This is a genomic window from Spiroplasma endosymbiont of Notiophilus biguttatus (assembly GCF_964030985.1).
In the GTDB taxonomy this organism is placed as follows: domain Bacteria; phylum Bacillota_I; class Bacilli_A; order Mycoplasmatales; family VBWQ01; genus Spiroplasma_E; species Spiroplasma_E ixodetis_A.
Genome location: NZ_OZ034993.1, coordinates 969,460 through 988,167, shown reverse-complemented (window position 1 = coordinate 988,167; position 18,708 = coordinate 969,460). Strand labels below are relative to the sequence as shown.

General features: G+C 24.2%; 23 protein-coding genes. 18 read left to right on the top strand and 5 right to left on the bottom strand.

Annotated features, from left to right (window positions below; all coding sequences use genetic code 4):
* Window positions 1-34 precede the first annotated feature (34 nt).
* Window positions 35-1,315, bottom strand: coding sequence for an IS3 family transposase (locus tag AAHM85_RS05950; RefSeq protein ID WP_342260726.1), 1,281 nt, complete (start codon window positions 1,313-1,315; stop codon window positions 35-37).
* Window positions 1,316-2,146: 831 nt separating this feature from the next.
* Here AAHM85_RS05950 and polA point away from each other — a divergent pair.
* The 15 genes from polA to AAHM85_RS05875 all read left to right on the top strand — a co-directional run bounded on the left by polA (window position 2,147) and on the right by AAHM85_RS05875 (window position 14,785).
* On the top strand, window positions 2,147-4,771 hold the full coding sequence (polA, locus tag AAHM85_RS05945; RefSeq protein ID WP_342261370.1) for a DNA polymerase I: 2,625 nt from the start codon (window positions 2,147-2,149) through the stop codon (window positions 4,769-4,771).
* A gap of 224 nt (window positions 4,772-4,995) precedes the next feature.
* Entirely contained in the window at window positions 4,996-5,343 is a 348-nt protein-coding gene (locus AAHM85_RS05940) for a transposase family protein (RefSeq protein ID WP_342260488.1), read from the top strand.
* A 4-nt stretch (window positions 5,344-5,347) separates the two neighbouring features.
* Window positions 5,348-5,842, top strand: a complete 495-nt coding sequence (locus AAHM85_RS05935; protein WP_342260487.1) for a transposase family protein — start codon at window positions 5,348-5,350, stop codon at window positions 5,840-5,842.
* Between the two features lie 69 nt (window positions 5,843-5,911).
* Window positions 5,912-6,472, top strand: coding sequence for an IS1595 family transposase (locus AAHM85_RS05930; RefSeq protein ID WP_342261369.1), 561 nt, complete (start codon window positions 5,912-5,914; stop codon window positions 6,470-6,472).
* A complete protein-coding gene (locus AAHM85_RS05925; RefSeq protein WP_342261701.1) occupies window positions 6,403-6,789 on the top strand; it encodes an IS1595 family transposase in 387 nt (128 codons plus the stop codon). Before AAHM85_RS05930 ends, AAHM85_RS05925 begins: the two co-directional genes overlap by 70 nt.
* On the top strand, window positions 6,790-7,239 hold the full coding sequence (locus AAHM85_RS05920; RefSeq protein ID WP_342261368.1) for a hypothetical protein: 450 nt from the start codon (window positions 6,790-6,792) through the stop codon (window positions 7,237-7,239). It begins immediately after the preceding gene.
* Window positions 7,185-7,577 (top strand): transposase, encoded by a 393-nt coding sequence (locus AAHM85_RS05915; RefSeq protein WP_342261367.1) that lies wholly within the window; start codon window positions 7,185-7,187, stop codon window positions 7,575-7,577. The genes AAHM85_RS05920 and AAHM85_RS05915 overlap by 55 nt, the downstream gene beginning before the upstream one ends.
* Before the next feature lie 156 nt (window positions 7,578-7,733).
* Window positions 7,734-8,564 (top strand): DNA-formamidopyrimidine glycosylase, encoded by an 831-nt coding sequence (gene mutM, locus AAHM85_RS05910; protein ID WP_342261366.1) that lies wholly within the window; start codon window positions 7,734-7,736, stop codon window positions 8,562-8,564.
* Window positions 8,565-8,737: 173 nt separating this feature from the next.
* The gene (locus AAHM85_RS05905; protein ID WP_342261365.1) at window positions 8,738-9,859 is read left to right on the top strand and encodes a DnaD domain protein; all 1,122 of its coding nucleotides are present in this window, start codon (window positions 8,738-8,740) and stop codon (window positions 9,857-9,859) included.
* 45 nt (window positions 9,860-9,904) lie between these two features.
* Complete coding sequence (locus AAHM85_RS05900; protein WP_342261364.1) at window positions 9,905-10,834, top strand: ATP-binding protein; 930 nt, start codon at window positions 9,905-9,907, stop codon at window positions 10,832-10,834.
* Between the two features lie 89 nt (window positions 10,835-10,923).
* A complete protein-coding gene (locus tag AAHM85_RS05895; protein ID WP_342261363.1) occupies window positions 10,924-11,418 on the top strand; it encodes a hypothetical protein in 495 nt (164 codons plus the stop codon).
* Window positions 11,379-11,579: a transposase gene (locus tag AAHM85_RS05890; RefSeq protein WP_342261362.1), complete on the top strand. Its 201-nt coding sequence runs from the start codon at window positions 11,379-11,381 to the stop codon at window positions 11,577-11,579. The genes AAHM85_RS05895 and AAHM85_RS05890 overlap by 40 nt, the downstream gene beginning before the upstream one ends.
* Window positions 11,580-11,974: 395 nt before the next feature.
* Window positions 11,975-12,982 (top strand): type I glyceraldehyde-3-phosphate dehydrogenase, encoded by a 1,008-nt coding sequence (gap, locus tag AAHM85_RS05885; RefSeq protein ID WP_342261361.1) that lies wholly within the window; start codon window positions 11,975-11,977, stop codon window positions 12,980-12,982.
* Between the two features lie 126 nt (window positions 12,983-13,108).
* Window positions 13,109-14,299 carry a phosphoglycerate kinase gene (locus AAHM85_RS05880; protein ID WP_342261360.1) on the top strand — a complete coding sequence of 397 codons (1,191 nt, stop codon included), beginning with the start codon at window positions 13,109-13,111 and terminating at the stop codon, window positions 14,297-14,299.
* Window positions 14,300-14,308: 9 nt separating this feature from the next.
* Complete coding sequence (locus tag AAHM85_RS05875) at window positions 14,309-14,785, top strand: hypothetical protein (protein ID WP_342261359.1); 477 nt, start codon at window positions 14,309-14,311, stop codon at window positions 14,783-14,785.
* Here the strand turns inward: AAHM85_RS05875 and AAHM85_RS05870 are convergent.
* Both AAHM85_RS05870 and AAHM85_RS05865 read right to left on the bottom strand, forming a co-directional pair.
* On the bottom strand, window positions 14,777-15,364 hold the full coding sequence (locus AAHM85_RS05870) for an IS1595 family transposase (RefSeq protein ID WP_342261700.1): 588 nt from the start codon (window positions 15,362-15,364) through the stop codon (window positions 14,777-14,779). The two genes, AAHM85_RS05875 and AAHM85_RS05870, sit on opposite strands and share 9 nt — an antisense overlap.
* A gap of 39 nt (window positions 15,365-15,403) precedes the next feature.
* Window positions 15,404-15,610, bottom strand: coding sequence for a hypothetical protein (locus AAHM85_RS05865; RefSeq protein ID WP_342261358.1), 207 nt, complete (start codon window positions 15,608-15,610; stop codon window positions 15,404-15,406).
* 62 nt (window positions 15,611-15,672) lie between these two features.
* Between AAHM85_RS05865 and AAHM85_RS05860 the strand changes: the two genes are divergently transcribed.
* The gene (locus AAHM85_RS05860) at window positions 15,673-16,134 is read left to right on the top strand and encodes a hypothetical protein (protein ID WP_342261357.1); all 462 of its coding nucleotides are present in this window, start codon (window positions 15,673-15,675) and stop codon (window positions 16,132-16,134) included.
* Window positions 16,135-16,241: 107 nt separating this feature from the next.
* The gene (locus AAHM85_RS05855; protein WP_342261356.1) at window positions 16,242-16,712 is read left to right on the top strand and encodes an IS1595 family transposase; all 471 of its coding nucleotides are present in this window, start codon (window positions 16,242-16,244) and stop codon (window positions 16,710-16,712) included.
* A 3-nt stretch (window positions 16,713-16,715) separates the two neighbouring features.
* On the opposite strand, the gene AAHM85_RS05850 is transcribed toward AAHM85_RS05855, so the two are convergent.
* Window positions 16,716-17,594 (bottom strand): IS1595 family transposase, encoded by an 879-nt coding sequence (locus AAHM85_RS05850; protein ID WP_342261355.1) that lies wholly within the window; start codon window positions 17,592-17,594, stop codon window positions 16,716-16,718.
* 114 nt (window positions 17,595-17,708) lie between these two features.
* On the opposite strand from AAHM85_RS05850, the gene AAHM85_RS05845 reads away from it, so the two are divergent.
* Window positions 17,709-18,134, top strand: coding sequence for an IS1595 family transposase (locus AAHM85_RS05845; RefSeq protein ID WP_342261699.1), 426 nt, complete (start codon window positions 17,709-17,711; stop codon window positions 18,132-18,134).
* Window positions 18,135-18,372: 238 nt separating this feature from the next.
* Here AAHM85_RS05845 and AAHM85_RS05840 read toward each other — a convergent pair whose 3' ends face one another.
* Window positions 18,373-18,606, bottom strand: a complete 234-nt coding sequence (locus AAHM85_RS05840; RefSeq protein WP_342261354.1) for a hypothetical protein — start codon at window positions 18,604-18,606, stop codon at window positions 18,373-18,375.
* Window positions 18,607-18,708: the final 102 nt, after the last annotated feature.

Sequence of the window (18,708 nt, the reverse complement as noted above, 5' to 3'; positions counted from 1 at the left end):
AACAGAAAATAGTATTAATTTTATAGGGCATTGGTTAGATAAGTTTACTTTCTTGTCTTCAAATCTGTACAAATTGATTTGGAGGCATTTTCAATCTAATAACTATTCTATCATTGTTTCAATATCTAACAAATTTTTCTAATATTTTATTAAAACTTTCCATACTTTCAAAAGTGCTACCAAACATCATTTTAAAATCTCTTTTAATTCAACGATTTAAACATTCACTAACTTGATTACCTTTAAAACCTGATAGACTTTTTGAGTGAATTAGATTAGTACTTGTATTAAAAACTTTACTAACAATTTCGCTTGTATTAGCAAAACCTAAATCTGATTGAATAGTCGTAAAATTACATTGTTTAGCACTCGCTAATTCTATTTGATTAACCACATTTAACACAGTTTTGGCATTTTCACTTTTGTTTATTTTTCAGCCAACAATTGAATTACTGTACATATCAGTAGCAAAAACAACTAATAATTTTGTTTTTTTATCACCAATAATTATATTTTTAAATCATGTGCCATCCATACCAACTTTTTCAAGAAAGTTATTACTTGAAAAATTACGTTTTAATAAATCTTTATTATTTTTTAAATCACTATTTTCTACTACTCTATTTGTTGATTTAGGTTCTAATAATAATTTAATATTATTATCTTTTAATATTTGTTTTATGCTTGTTTTACTGCATTTAAGACCTTTATTTTTTATTTTTAACTCTAATCTTACTTTTTCAAAACTAGTGATATTAATGTACTTTTTTTCATTTTTAATGAGAACTATTTTGTTTATTGCTTGTATCAAATTATCATTAATTTTTGATTGATATTGCTTTTTACCTTTTTTTACTCATAAATAGTATGCTGTTTTGCTAATAGCTATGTAAACAATAATTTTATTTAATTGATGACCTTTTTGCTTATATTTTTCTACTATTAAAAAACACTTATATTTTAATAATTTACTATTTTTTCCCCTTGTTAATTTCTTTTCACAGGCTAATTGCTCCTTTAAAAGTTCTTTTTCAACCTCATCTTTTAAAGCTTGTTTTCTAAGTTTATCAATTTCTTTGTTTAATAGTTTAATTTCAATATCTTTCTTATCGATCCTGTGAGAAGTTTGGGATTTAGAAATTTTGGTGAATGCATTTTCACCTTTAATTTGATATTGGTTAACCCAATTATAAATTAATACTGGAGTTGATAATTTATATTTGACTTGAATTTCATGTATTTTTAGTTTTTTATCAACTAAATACTCATTAACAACGGCTAATTTTGTTTCTTTTGAATAAACTTTATAATTCATAATTTCTCCTTCTGTATTAATTATTTTTAATTATATTACAGATTGAAAATATTAATTGGTAAACTTAAGTAACTGATGCCAAATACTAGTTTACAAATGGTTGTTCTTTCCTTTATTTCAATTTTATTAAAAAGATTATAAACTGGTTCTAAGATAAGTAGAACAAAATTATTGCAATTTTTCCAAAAATATTTATCAAAAAATAAAAAACTTATATAGAGTATGAATATATTTTTTTAAAAAAACTGAAAATATAAATTATTTCTAAAAATAATAACAAATTTCCTTGCAATTTAAATATTATTTGTTATTATTCTTATAAGGATTTAGATAGCCTAGGTCCTTTAAAATTAAGGTAATATGTCAAAACATTATTCAATTATAATATTTTTAAATATAAAAATTTAAAATTAATCTAAAACCCCTAATTTAAACTCTATAACCCCAATAACCTTAAGTTTTATTTATAAATAACCCCCCTTTTTTTTTATAAATGACATATTACCTTAGCAATAATTCTTGTGTAGACAAGAGCTGAAAAGCTCTTGTTTTTTTATATATAAAAAAGAAAAAATGAATTTAAAAATTAAAAATTAAATGTTATAATAAATATTAAGTTACAGAACTCTAATCACTATAAATATAATAATTCTCTTAAAATTAACCCTAAAACCTTATATTTATAATGTTTTCTACACAATTAAATCTGTAACTTAATTATTGTTCGATAGCAAGAAAAAAATCTTGTTTTTTTTATGTTGTAATTTTTTAATTTTATATGAAGTTATACTTACTTATTGTTATAATAATTTTATGAAATTAGGTGAATAAATGAAAAAAGCATTAATTATTGATGGTAACAATTTACTATTTAAAGCATATTATGCTACTGCATACCAAGGAGTTAATCTACATTCGCTACAAGGTATTCCAACTAATGCTGTCTATGCTTTTATTAGAATGTTGACTAAGTACTTAAAATCTAACAACTATGCTAGTGTTTTTGTTGCATTTGATGCTGGTCGTAAAACATTTCGTCATGAAACTTTAGCAACATATAAAGGAAAACGAAGTGAAACTCCAGTTGAATTAATTGAACAATTTAATTTAGTTAAAATATTTTTAGACTTAGCACAAATTCCTTGAGGACAAATAAATAATTATGAAGCTGATGATATTATTGGCAGCATTGTTAAAAAAAAAGTTGCTAGTAATTATCAAATTGATATTATGAGTAGTGATAAAGATTTATTACAACTATTAGATAATAATATTAAAATCCTTAATCCACAAAAAGGGATGAGTGATTTAAAGGTTATTACTATTTCTACATTTCAATCAGAATATGAATTATTACCATATCAAGTTACCGATCTAAAGGGATTAATGGGTGATAGTTCTGATAATTTACCTGGCATTAAAGGGATTGGTCAAAAAACTGCCATTAGTTTATTAAAAAAATATAATACATTAGAAAACATTATTGAAAATGTAGAACAATTAAAACCAAACGTTAGTAAGTTAATTAAACTTAACTTTAATAATGGTATTATTTGTAAACAACTAGCGCAACTTAATTTAAATACACCAATTACTGGTAATTTAGAAACGTTTAATTATAATATTGAAAATTTAAATAATGAAAAGTTACAAGATTTTTACAAGCAATATAATATGAACTCTTTATTAATACAAGACACTAATCCTAAAATTAATAAAAATAGTACATCTCACATTCAAATTATAAATCAGTGAAGTCAAGAATGAAATTGTGATTCAAATTACTTATGATTAGAAATTTTTGGTGATAATTATAATCGTCATAATATTATTGGTTTTGGTATTAAAAACGAAAAAGGAACATTTTATATTAATAAAATTAATGCAATTAATTGTTCTAATTTTCAACATTTCTTACAAAATAAAAAACTACAAAAAATAACTTGAGATTTAAAAAAAGTTATTATCGCGGGACTACGTTTAAACCTGATAATAAATAATATTATTTTTGATCATATGTTAGCTGCTTACCTTCTTTATGCTAACGAAAAAATATTACCAGAAAACATTGCTGTTATACTCAATGTCAATGTTAAAGATAATTTAAGCGCTGATGATTTCTATGGCAAAGGTATTAAAAAAAATATTCCCAATGATGAAAAAGAAATAGCTATTTTCTTAGAAAAAAAATTAAATTTTTTAACAGATTCTCATCTCATTCTTATAAAAAAATTAAAAGATACCAATAACTGAAGTTTATATCAAGAGATTGAACTACCTGCTGCTTTTGTATTAATAAATATGGAGCGTAACGGTGTTAATATTGATCAAAAAAAATTAAAATTACTAACCGATAAAACTTTATTAAAAATCCAAGATTTAGAATTACAAATTAAAAAAGAAAGTAATAGTAATTTAAATCCAAATTCACCAAAACAAATTAGTGAATACTTATTTAAAGAATTAAAATTACCTAATTACAAAAAAGGTAGTACTGCTTTTGAAGTTTTAATTAGTTTAGAAAATCAACATCCAATCATCAATATTCTTTTAGAATATCGTAAATTACAAAAATTATATTCCACTTACTTACTTGGTTTACAAAAATATATTTTTGATGATGGTAAAATTCATAGCATTTATAATCAAGTGCAAACCAGTACTGGTAGATTATCTTCATTAGATCCTAATATGCAAAACATTAGTATTCGCGATAAAGAGCAAAGAGAAGTTCGCAAAATCTTTATTCCAAGTAAACCACATACTAAAATACTATCCTGCGATTATTCGCAAATTGAATTAAGAATATTAGCTCATATTAGTGCAGATGAAAATTTAATTAAAGCTTTTCAACAAAACCATGATATTCATCGTGAAACTGCAAGTAAAATATTAAATATACCTTTAGCAGAAGTTAATAACGAACAAAGACAAAATGCAAAAGCTATTAACTTTGGCATTGTTTATGGCATTTCTAGTTTTGGTTTATCACAACAAATAGGAATTAAAGTTGAAGATGCTAAAATATTTATTAATAAATATTTTTCGGTTTTTCCAAAAATTAAAAATTATATTAATAATATAATTGACTTTTGTGAAAAAAATGGATACGTTCAAACAATTTTTAATCGTAGAAGAGAAGTAATGGAAATTACAAATAAAAATAAGGTGATTCAAAATTTTGGTAAACGAATAGCAATGAACATGCCAATTCAAGGTAGTGCTGCTGATATTTTAAAATTAGCAATGAATAAAATTTATGAAGAAATAAAAAAACAAAATATTGATGCAATATTAATTGCACAAATTCATGATGAATTAATTTTTGAAGTTGAAGATAATAAAGTTAATGATGTTATTACTAAAATTACTAAAATTATGTCTAACGTTACTAAATTAAAAGTTCCCTTACTAGTTAATACTAGTATTGGTGATAACTGATTTGAATTAAAATAAATTTCGGACTTCTCCCCACATGTACTTGTGGAGGGAACAATGAAACTGAATGAGTTCAACAATGCTTTTCAAACTGAACAGCAATGTCTTGCATATATAAAAAATTTCGGAATTTTACGTTTATTGGCAATAACTTATATACATTAGACTTACTGCATAACTAGTTAACTTTTTATTTTTTTGTTATTATTAAAATAAAATTTGAATAGTTAAGGATAAACTTTATGACATATTTTGAATTAAAAGATAAATCTGATCAATATTTTCGTAAAATAGTGGGTATTAATAAACTCGTTTTTAACGAAATTTTAAATATTTTATTAGAACATCAAAAACTCAAAACTACTATTGGTGGAAGGCCATATAAAATGTCAATAGAAGATCGACTAGTAATGAGTTTAAGATATTTATATGAAAATCGTACATATCATAGTATTGGTGCTGAGTATGGTATGGTTGATACTACTGCTTTACGAAATATTCGTTCAATTGAAGATATTTTAATAAAGAATAATAAGTTTAATAATTTAACAAATAAAAATATTTTTTTAAAAAGAAGAATTAAAAAATAAAATTTTGATAATTGATGTAACAGAGGTAGAAACAGAACGACCAAAATATAACCAAAAAGATTGATTTTCTGGTAAAAAATGAATGCATACTGTTAAGTTTCAAACCGTAATTAATGCAAATACTAATGAAATTTTAAATATTTTTTCTGATATTGGTAAAAATCATGATTTTAAAACTTTTAAGAATTCAAAGTTAAAGTTTTTACCAGAAACTATAATTCTTGCAGATAAAGGTTATCAAGGTTTACAAAAAATTCATGCTAATACATTTTTACCCATTAAAATTAGCAAAAATAATCCTAAAACAAATAAAACCAAAATCTTTAATAAGATTATTAATAAAACTCGTAGAAAAATTGAACATGTTTTTGCATTTTTAAAATGTTTTAAGATTATTGGTTATAAATTTAGAAAAGCCAGAAAACGAATATTTTTAAGATTTAATTTAATTGCAGGATTTTATAATTTATCATTAAAACTTAAAAACGTTATGCAGTAAGTCTATTATTATTTCTGAAAACTTTAATTAGATATTAGTAAAATAAAATCTAATTAAAGGTGATTGAAAATGAATATTTTAGACATAATAAATAAATTTCCAAACCAAGAATCTTGTATAAAATTTTTAGAAGAAATAAGATGAAATAACAAACCAAAATGTCTTTTTTGTTTTAGTGAAAAAGTTAACTCTGCTTTAAAAGAGTCGCGTTATAAATGCAAAAAATGTCATAAGTCTTTTAGTGTAACTGCTCAAACTATTTTTCATCATACACGTGTACCACTTCAAAAGTGATTTATTTTAATAGTATTAATGGCTAATGCTAAAAAAAGTTTATCATCATCTCAAGCTTCAAGAGACTTAAATTTACGTTTAGCAACTGTATGAAAAATGATGCATAAAATTAGAAAGGCAATGGCTAATGATGAGATTAAATTATTAGCAAAAATATTAGAGATGGATGAAACATATGTGGGTGGAAAACCGCGTAAATATAATGATGTTGATAATAAAAATAACTCATTACGTGGTAGAGGAACTAGTAAGAGTGTGTTGTTGGCATTATTGAACGAAATGGTAATGTTAAATTATTTCATGCAAAAAATAAAAGTATTAAATCTGAAGATTTAATGAAAATAGTTAAAGAAAATGTTGATATTAACAATTCTATTCTTTTTACTGATGAATATCGTGGATATTATAAAATGAATAAAATTTTACCACATGAACAAGTTAATCACAAAAAATATTTTTCTTATAATGGTATTCATACAAATACAATAGAAAGTTTTTGAGCAATATTAAAAAGAGGTTTTATCGGCCAATTTCATTGAGTTTCAAAAAAATGACTCCAATCTTATTTAAATGAATTTTGTTTTAAATATAATAACCGTAAAGAAAAAATCACATTTAAAAATATCATAATTAAATTATTTATTAAGAATTAAGTGTTAACCAATAAGCATAAAATTCCGAAAAATTTTAAAGAAAACAAATGTATTAGGTGTTCTAGTTTTAATTTGAATACTTCTGATTTAAAAAGAATAAGATGTTTGAAATGTAATCAAACATTTAGTATTCTCACGGGTACCATATTTTCAAAGTCACAAACATCTTTAAGATCATGATTTTACCTCATCTTTAGATGAATAAACACCAAACATGGAATTCCATCAACTGATGTTTCAAAAGAATTGGGAGTGACCTTAAAAACAGCATGGAGAATGGGTCATAAAATTAGAACACGTATTGCAAAACAAGAACCTCAATTTATTGTTGAAGGCACAGTGCAAATTGATGAAATGTATCTTTCACATATGGCTTTAAAAAACAAGGAAGATCCTTGAAAAATAAAGCATTGATTGTTGGCATTTATGAAAAAACAACTAATAATTTAATTGTGAAAGTATTGAAAAATGCAAAGAGTACAAGTCTTTTGAATTTTGCAAGAAGCCACATTTCTTCAAAATGTCATGTATATACTGATGATTGAAAAGGATATTGCGATTTCAAATTGGTTTTCCCAAAACATAAAACAGTTAACCATCAAGATAGTTATGTTTCAAAAACTGGTGTAAATACCAATCAAATTGAATCAGTTTGAAAACATATAAGAAGAACATTTAAAACACATATCAAAGTTGCAAAACATCATGTTTATTTATATGCCAAAGAAGCTGCATATAAATTCAACAAGATACCTAGTTTTGAAATTGTAATGCTGTGTTTAATTTAAAAATATGGGGAGAAGTCCGTAGATACGCTTTTCTCAGCATTTATGTGATAAAATTAAAAAATAGTACATAAAGGGAGAAAAGCGATAAATTTTTAAAATTTTTATTAATATTTAAAATAAATTAGTTTAATATATTTTATTGGAAGGAAAATTAAAATGCCAGAATTACCCGAAGTTGAAACTGTTCGCAAAACTTTACAACCACTTTTAACTAATCATAAAATTATTGGTGTTAGAATTCTTTTAAATAAAATTATCAAAACGCCAAGTATTGAACAATTCACAAAACAAATTATTGGACAAACAATAAATGATGTTCAAAGAGTTGGTAAATTATTAATATTTATATTAGATGATTATGTATTATTAAGTCATTTAAGAATGGAAGGAAAATATTATTTTCAACAAAACGATCAATCAATAAATTGAAAACATGTCTTATTAATATTAGAATTAGACAATAAATACGAATTACGATATCATGACACAAGACAGTTTGGAACCTTTCATTTACAAACTAAAAATGAATATCAAAAAATAAAACCTTATATTAATATTGGTCCAGAACCTTTTAATAATAATGTTACTACTGAATATTTAAAAAATAAATGAAAAAATAAAAGTCAAAGTATTAAAGCAACATTATTAGAACAAAATGTTATGAGTGGTTTAGGAAATATTTATGCAGATGAAGTATTATTTTATGCTAGTATTCATCCGCAAAGCATTACTAAAAATTTAACACTTAAACAATTGCAAGAAATTATTAATAAGGCAAAATTTGTGCTTAATAAATCAATAAAACTTGGTGGATCAACAATTAGTAGCTATACTTCAAGCCTTGGTGTAACAGGTTACTATCAACAAGAATTACAAGTTCATACTAGAGCAAAAATGCCTTGTTTTAAATGCCATACTATTATCAAAAAAATAAAAATAAACCTTCGTGGAACTTACTTTTGTAGTCACTGTCAAATTAAATATTAACTGTGGAAAACTCAAAAGAATATATTAATAAAGAATATTTTTAATAAATAATAGTGGAATAAATGTGGATAAGTATGTGTTTTAATCATTTCACTTTATTTATATTCTTTATGTGCATATAATTATCATACCATGAAAGAAATGGATAGTAAAAAGAAAGTTAGGGAATGAATATGAACAGAACAATAAATGATATTGATATTTTTAAGTTGAACCAATCGGAATATATTAATAACGAAGATTACCAAATTTTATTTATGTTATATCAACCAATAATTGGTATTGAAGCAATAAATTTATATTTAACTTTAGTTCAAGAAAAGTTATTAACAAAACGTATTAATCTTGATTTCAATCACGGACGAATTAAATCTTTATTAAAGATAACTTCCACTCAATTACTTGTTGCTTTCCAACAACTTGAATCTGTTAACCTTATTAATACTTACTACTACTCTTTAAAATCTACTTACATTTATCAATTGTGTTCTCCCTTATCTGCTGATGATTTTTTTGCTAATATCCATTTAAACTCAGAACTTCTTAAACAATTAGGGACTTTAAATTATGAAAGACAAAAATTTTATTTTTTAAAAAATGATATTGAAATTACAGAAAATTATGTTAATATTACTCAACAGGAAAATACTATCCCTCAATCTTTAAAATTAAAAACAGCACTTAATAATATTTATGCTACACAAAAACAAATATCAATTTCTAGACCAATTTATTCATTTCAAAATAAAAATCAAATTAACGCTATGAAAGTTAATTTAAATTCTAATAGTAATACAGTTATATCTAAAGATAATTCTGACTTTATTAATACCACATTAAATTTAATGCAACAAAAATTACCTGAAGAATATTTAAAAAATTTAACTGGTAAAATACCAACTGATAAATTAAAAACAACATTAGAAATATTAACTAATAACTTTCAATTAAATAATGCTGTAATTAACTGCTTAATTGAATATGTTTGATTTAAAAATAATAAACGTTTAGAACCAAACTATATTATTAAAATTGCTGAAACCTTTCAAGAAAATCAAATTAATAGTATTGATGATGCTTTATCTCATTTAAAACTTGCTTATGCTCGTAGCAAAAAAAATCCACAGCAACAATTTCAACAAGAATCATTATGGTCTACTACAGAACAATCAACAACAAATAATTTCAATAAAAAATTAATTAAAAAATATAAGGTTGATAATATTAATAAAAAAGATATAACATTAACTCAAGAAGAAATAAATAATATTTTAAAGGAATTTGATGCTCATTAATTTAATTATTAAAAAACACTATTATTAAGTAAGGAAATGATTATCATGAAACTTAAAGCGACAACTATCTTAAAAGAAAACATTAACAATGCTGAACTTCATGACTTTATTAAAAAAAGCAACTTAACCAACAGCAAACTAGAACCATATGTTGATTTATTAAAAACTTATATTGACAGCTACAATTTATGTAAAAAACGAGAAAATCTTAGCAAATGTCTACAAAATGTTAAAGGATATCGTTATAAACTAGTAATGTTACCTAATCAAAAAATAAGCTTAGTACTAACGGATTGTCTTCATTCTATTAATAGATCTGTTCAACAACAAGTACATAATAATTTTTTAATTAAATACTATGATGATAAACTTTTATCACTTTCATGAAGTAAAAATTTTAATGCGTCAACTAATGCAAGAAAAGAAATCATCCAGTATTTACATCAATCTTTAAAACACAAAAGTTATCAAGGTTTATACTTATATGGTGACACAGGCAGTGGTAAAACTTTCATTTTTATCTTATTTGCAAATAAATTAATTCAAAAAAATCAAACTGTTTGTTTTATTGTATGACCTGAATTTGTTATGGACATTAAAAAAAGTTTCAAAAATGATACTGATACTAATCAACAAATTGAGCAATTAAAATCATGTGACTTATTATTTATTGATGATTTAGGTGGTGAAACTGTTAGTGCTTGAGAGCGTGATGAATTATTATTTAGTATTCTTAATGCACGAATTTTACCATTAAAAACTACATTTATTAATTCTAACTATAGTATTAGTGAACTATATCAACATTATTATTTAAGAAATAGTAAATCAGAAGAAATTAAAGTTAAACGCTTATTAGAACGTATTCAAACTTTAACTATACCAATTGAATTAACTGTTGAAGAATCACAAACTACAATTGAAAATATTAATATTGACAATATTAATAATGAAATAGAATATATACCAATATAAAACATAGTACTTTTCATAAAAAAATAAAATAATGAAGATTATAACTAAAATAAAGGAAATAATTTACGGACTTCTCCCCACAAGTACTTGTGGAGGGAACAATGAAACTGAATGAGTTCAACAATGCTTTTCAAACTGAACAGCAATGTCTTGCATATATAGCAAATTTGAAAGAAAACAAATGTATTAGGTGTTCTAGTTTTAATTTGAATACTTCTGATTTAAAAAGAATAAGATGTTTAAAATGTAATCAAACATTTAGTATTCTCACGGGTACCATATTTTCAAGGTCACAAACATCTTTAAGATTATGATTTTACCTCATCTTTAGATGAATAAACACCAAACATGGAATTCCGTCAACTGATGTTTCAAAAGAATTGGGAGTGACCTTAAAAACAGCATGGAGAATGGGTCATAAAATTAGAACACGTATTGCAAAACAAGAACCTCAATTTATTGTTGAAGGCACAGTGCAAATTGATGAAATGTATCTTTCACATATGGCTTTTAAAAAACAAGGAAGATCCTTGAAAATAAAACATTGATTGTTGGCATTTATGAAAAAACAACTAATAATTTAATTGTGAAAGTATTAAAAAATGCAAAGAGTAAAAGTCTTTTGAATTTTGCAAGAAGCCACATTTCTTCAAAATGTCATGTATATACTGATGATTGAAAAGAATATTGCGATTTCAAATTGGTTTTCCCAAAACATAAAACAGTTAACCATCTTGATGATTAACTGTTTCAAAAACTGGTGTAAATACCAATCAAATTGAATCAGTTTGAAAACATATAAGAAGAACATTTAAAACACATATCAAAGTTGCAAAACATCATGTTTATTTATATGCCAAAGAAGTTGCATATAAATTCAACAAGATACCTAGTTTTGAAATTGTAATGCTGTGTTTAATTTAAAAATGTGGGGAGAAGTCCATAGATACACTTTTCTCAGCATTTATGTGATAAAATTAAAAAATAGTACATAAAGGGAGAAAAGCGATAATTTATTAATAAAATAAATGTTTTATAAATAAATCCATATTTTATGAGAAATATTAACAATATTTGTTTATAATATACTTAGTCATTAATCAATATAAAAAACAAACACATAAAAGGAGTGACTTAATAATGGCAATTAAAATTGCAATTAATGGATTTGGACGTATTGGCCGCCTTGCCTTCCGTCAGTTATTTGACAAAAAAGAAATTGATATTGTTGCTATCAATGATTTAGGAAATGTAGAAGCTCTAGCATATCTATTACAATATGATTCAGCACATAGAACTTGAAAACACGGAAAAATCAAAGCAGACAAATCAAAAAACACTATTAATGTTGATGGTAAAATAATTAAAGTTTGTCAAGAAAAAGACCCAAAAGCATTACCATGAAAAGCCAATGCTGTTGATATCGTAATTGAAGCAACTGGACGTTTTACAACAAAAGAATTAGCACAAGCACATATTGATGCTGGAGCTAAAAAAGTTGTGATTTCAGCACCTGCTAAAGGAGACTTAAAAACTATTGTTTATAATGTTAACCATGATATTCTAAAAAGTACTGATAATATTATTTCTGGTGCTTCATGTACTACTAATTGTCTTGCTCCTGTTGTTCATGCTCTAGAATCAGAATTTGGAATTATTAAAGGATGAATGACAACAGTTCATGCTGCAACTAATGACCAACGTTTACTAGACTTAGAACATTCAGATTTCAGAAGAGGACGTAGTGCTATGTCTAATATTGTTCCTGCAGCTACAGGTGCTGCTGCAGCTATTGGTTTAGTTATCCCTTCTGTTAAAGGAAAACTAGATGGTTCAGCAATGCGTGTTCCAATTATTACTGGTTCAATTGTTGATTTAACAATTGAGTTAAAGAAAAATGTTACTGTTGAACAAGTTAATGCAGCAATGAAAAAACATAGTAGCGAATCATTTGCTTATAATGAAGATCCAATTGTTTCAACTGATATTATTGGTTCAAGTTTTGGTTCAAGTTTTGATGCAACATTAACAAAAGTTATTGAAGTTGAAGACAAACAAATTGTTAAAGTTTTTGCTTGATATGATAATGAAATGTCATATGTATCACAATTAGTAAGAACAGTAATACACTTAGCAAAGCTAAAATAATTTTTAAATAGTTTAATTAAAATATTAAACTACAAAAATGCATCTTACCAATTACAAGATGCATTTTTATTAATAGCTTTAAAAATATATTAAAATTATAATATGAAAAAAGGAGATGAAAATTATATGAATAAAAAAACATTAAAGGATCTTGATTTTAAAAATAAAAAAGTTATTGTTCGTTTTGACTTCAATGTACCATTAGAAAATAATAAAATTACCGATGATACAAGAATAAAAGCAAGCATCGAAACTATTAAGTATTTACAAAATCAAGATGCAAAAATAATCATGTTATCACATCTTGGAAGAATTAAATCTGAAGCAGATAAAGCAAAAAATAGTTTAGCACCTGTTGCAAAAAGACTAAGTGAAATCTTAAAAGAAAATGTAATATTCATTAATGAAACTCGTGGTACAAATCTTGAAACAGCTATTAATAATCTTAAAAACAAAGAATTACTTTTAATAGAAAATACTCGTTTTGAAGATTTAAATGGTAATAAAGAATCTACTAATAATCCCGAATTAGGTAAATATTGAGCACATTTAGGTTATGTATTTGTTAATGATGCTTTTGGTACTGCACACCGTGCTCATGCATCTAACGTTGGTATTGCTACTAATATCAAAAATAGTTGTGTTGGTTTATTAATTGAAAAAGAATTAACAATGCTTAATAAAATCACCGTTAATCCAGAACATCCTTTTATAGCAGTACTTGGTGGTGCTAAAGTATCAGATAAAATTGATGTTATCAAACAATTATTAACAAAAGCTGATAAAGTTCTTGTTGGTGGTGGTATGGCTTATACTTTTATGAAAGCATTGAATTATAAAATTGGTGATTCATTATTAGAAAAAGATAAAATTGATATTGCTAAAGAAATTATTGAATTAGGAAAAGAAAAATTAATACTACCTATTGACTTTGTAATTGCTCCGGAATTTAAGGATATCAAAAGTAAAATTACTACTAATGAAAATATTGACGATGGATATGAAGGAATGGATATTGGACCAAAAACAATTAAATTATTTGAAAATACTTTAATTAATGCTAAAACTGTATTTTGAAATGGACCATTAGGAGTTTTTGAAATGAGTAACTTTGTTAATGGAACAAAAAATATTTGTAAAACTATTTCACAACTAAAAGGTGCATTTACACTAATTGGTGGTGGTGATAGTGCAGCAGCAGCAGTTAAATTTGGATATGAAAATAAATTTAGCCATATTTCAACTGGTGGAGGTGCTTCATTAGAATATCTAGAAGGTAAGGATTTACCTGGTATTAATGCTATAGAAAATAAATAGTGAAAATATATGATTACTCAAGATCAAACAACAAGTATTTTTATTCTTATTAGTTTATTTTTAATTACGATGGTTTTAATATTTCAATTATTCCAATTTATTTTTTGATTAATTATTATTTTAAAAACTAAAAAAAATATTTTAAAGTTAAAAAATCGTGATTTTAATGAAACTACTACTTGAAATAAATATCAAACTTTAAGTAGTGTACTTGTTATTAAGTGAAAGAATAATTCTCAAAAATGAAGTAATTTAACTCTACCAATTATTAATTTATTTTTTATAAGTGGTGTTATTATTACTATTATTTGTTCTTTATTATATTATATTCTAATTCAAAATAGCAATACTAATATTAACAAGGAAACATTAGCAATTTTTAGTTTCCTTAGCCTACTTATTATTACTATAAGTTGATTATTTTGAACAATGTTTTATGAAAAATTTCGTAAGCAATTAATGACATTAAATACAGAATTAAATTAAACACAGCATTACAATTTCAAAACTAGGTATCTTGTTGAATTTATATGCAACTTCTTTGGCATATAAATAAACATAATGTTTTGCAACTTTGATATGTGTTTTAAATGTTCTTCTTATATGTTTTCAAACTGATTCAATTTGATTGGTATTTACACCAGTTTTTGAAACATAACCATCTTGATGGTTAACTGTTTTATGTTTTGGGAAAACCAATTTGAAATCGCAATATCCTTTTCAATCATCAGTATATACATGACATTTTGAAGAAATGTGGCTTCTTGCAAAATTCAAAAGACTTGTACTCTTTGCATTTTTCAATACTTTCACAATTAAATTATTAGTTGTTTTTTCATAAATGCCAACAATCAATGTTTTATTTTTCAAGGATCTTCCTTGTTTTTTAAAAGCCATATGTGAAAGATACATTTCATCAATTTGCACTGTGCCTTTAACAATAAATTGAGGTTCTTGTTTTGCAATACGTGTTCTAATTTTATGACCCATTCTCCATGCTGTTTTTAAGGTCACTCCCAATTCTTTTGAAACATCAGTTGACGGAATTCCATGTTTGGTGTTTATTCATCTAAAGATGAGGTAAAATCATAATCTTAAAGATGTTTATGACCTTGAAAATATGGTACCCGTGAGAATACTAAATGTTTGATTACATTTCAAACATCTTATTCTTTTTAAATCAGAAGTATTCAAATTAAAACTAGAACACCTAATACATTTGTTTTCTTTCAAATTTGCTATATATGCAAGACATTGCTGTTCAGTTTGAAAAGCATTGTTGAACTCATTCAGTTTCATTGTTCTCTCCACATGTACTTGTGGAGAGAAGTCCGAAATATTATTTTAAAACAAAAAATGAAGCAATAATATTTTTGAAAAAATATAAGAAAATCTATGAGCAACGAATAACAAAAACTAAACAAAAATATGGACAATCAATACCATTATTAAATGGTTTACAACTTAATCAAGAACAAGTACTATTAAAAGTAAAAGAGTTAATAAGCACAATAACATTAAAAAATAACAATAATGTTTTAATAAAAATAAAATTAACTGATCCAATTGAAAATATATATACAAGTCTTTTAGAATTTGAAGATCAACAAGCAGACACATTAACACTACTTTCTGATATTTATTATGATAACACACCAACCCAATCACAACAAAATTTAAGTTCTTTTACTATTGATAATAGTATAAACATTAAAGAACAAAGTCCTGAAGAAATAGAAGAAATAAAAGATGAAAAAAAATATGAGTTTCTTAATTCTGAAAACTCACAAATAGTAAAAAATAAACTAGCAAAAAAAGTAGTATATAACATATAAAAACTTTCGGAATTTTACGTTTATTGGCAATAACTTATATACATTATTATTTCTAAAAACTTTAATTAGATATTAGTAAAATAAAATCTAATTAAAGGTGATTGAAAATGAATATTTTAGACATAATAAATAAATTTCCAAACCAAGAATCTTGTATAAAATTTTTAGAAGAAATAAGATGAAATAACAAACCAAAATGTCTTTTTTGTTTTAGTGAAAAAGTTAACTCTGTTTTAAAAGAGTCACGTTATAAATGCAAAAAATGTCATAAGTCTTTTAGTGTAACTGCTCAAACTATTTTTCATCATACACGTGTACTACTTCAAAAGTGATTTATTTTAATAGTATTAATGGCTAATGCTAAAAAAAGTTTATCATCATCTCAAGCTTCAAGAGACTTAAATTTACGTTTAGCAACTGTATGAAAAATGATGCATAAAATTAGAAAGGCAATGGCTAATGATGAGATTAAATTATTAGCAAAAATATTAGAGATGGATGAAACATATGTGGGTGGAAAACCGCGTAAATATAATGATGTTGATAATAAAAATCGGAATTTTACGCTTATTGGTTAACACTTAATTCTTAATAAATAATTTAATTATGATATTTTTAAATGTGATTTTTTCTTTACGGTTATTATATTTAAAACAAAATTCATTTAAATAAGATTGGAGTCATTTTTTTGAAACTCAATGAAATTGGCCGATAAAACCTCTTTTTAATATTGCTCAAAAACTTTCTATTGTATTTGTATGAATACCATTATAAGAAAAATATTTTTTGTGATTAACTTGTTTATGTGGTAAAATTTTATTCATTTTATAATATCCACGATATTCATCAGTAAAAAGAATAGAATTGTTAATATCAACATTTTCTTTAACTATTTTCATTAAATCTTCAGATTTAATACTTTTATTTTTTGCATGAAATAATTTAACATTACCATTTCGTTCAATAATGCCAACAACACACTCTTTACTAGTTCCTCTACCACGTAATGAGTTATTTTTATTATCAACATCATTATATTTACGCGGTTTTCCACCCACATATGTTTCATCCATCTCTAATATTTTTGCTAATAATTTAATCTCATCATTAGCCATTGCCTTTCTAATTTTATGCATCATTTTTCATACAGTTGCTAAACGTAAATTTAAGTCTCTTGAAGCTTGAGATGATGATAAACTTTTTTTAGCATTAGCCATTAATACTATTAAAATAAATCACTTTTGAAGTAGTACACGTGTATGATGAAAAATAGTTTGAGCAGTTACACTAAAAGACTTATGACATTTTTTGTATTTATAACGTGACTCTTTTAAAACAGAGTTAACTTTTTCACTAAAACAAAAAAGACATTTTGGTTTGTTATTTCATCTTATTTCTTCTAAAAATTTTATACAAGATTCTTGGTTTGGAAATTTATTTATTATGTCTAAAATATTCATTTTCAATCACCTTTAATTAGATTTTATTTTACTAATATCTAATTAAAGTTTTTAGAAATAATAATGTATATAAGTTATTGCCAATAAACGTAAAATTCCGATAAAAATAACTCATTACGTGGTAGAGAAACTAGTAAAGAGTGTGTTGTTGGCATTATTGAACGAAATGGTAATGTTAAATTATTTCATGCAAAAAATAAAAGTATTAAATCTGAAGATTTAATGAAAATAGTTAAAGAAAATGTTGATATTAACAATTCTATTCTTTTTACTGATGAATATCGTGGATATTATAAAATGAATAAAATTTTACCACATAAACAAGTTAATCACAAAAAATATTTTTCTTATAATGGTATTCATACAAATACAATAGAAAGTTTTTGAGCAATATTAAAAAGAGGTTTTATCGGCCAATTTCATTGAGTTTCAAAAAAATGACTCCAATCTTATTTAAATGAATTTTGTTTTAAATATAATAACCGTAAAGAAAAAATCACATTTAAAAATATCATAATTAAATTATTTATTAAGAATTAAGTGTTAACCAATAAGCGTAAAATTCCGAAAACTTTTAAATAAATTAACTAATGCTATTCTTTTAAATTAAAAAAAGAATAGCATTTTTAATAACAAATTAAAGATTGACTACTATCATTTAATTCTGAATTATTATCTCAATTATCCAACATATCATTAATTACTCTAATTGAAATAGATCAAATCTAATTAATTGATTATTAACATCAATAATTAAGTTATCTACCATTCTCTCTAATTATCATTGAAACATTAATGGTTTTTCTTTATTTTGTAATTCTTCTTTTTTATTGTTCAATTTTGTTAATATTTCCATTAAGCTAACTGTACTATTTTCATTTCAGTTATTATTTATATTTACAAAATCATTTCTTAAATTTTCAATTTCACTAATAGTTTTATTTATATACATTGCTTCTGCTCTCTTTTCATATCATTCAGGAAATATTTTTTTATATACAAATGGCCCCATAATAAATAATACTAATAATGAACTAGTAACAGCACCCATTAGCATTCGAATTGGTAATGAAAATAAATTTTCATTATTACCAAGTGCTTTAACAATTTTTTC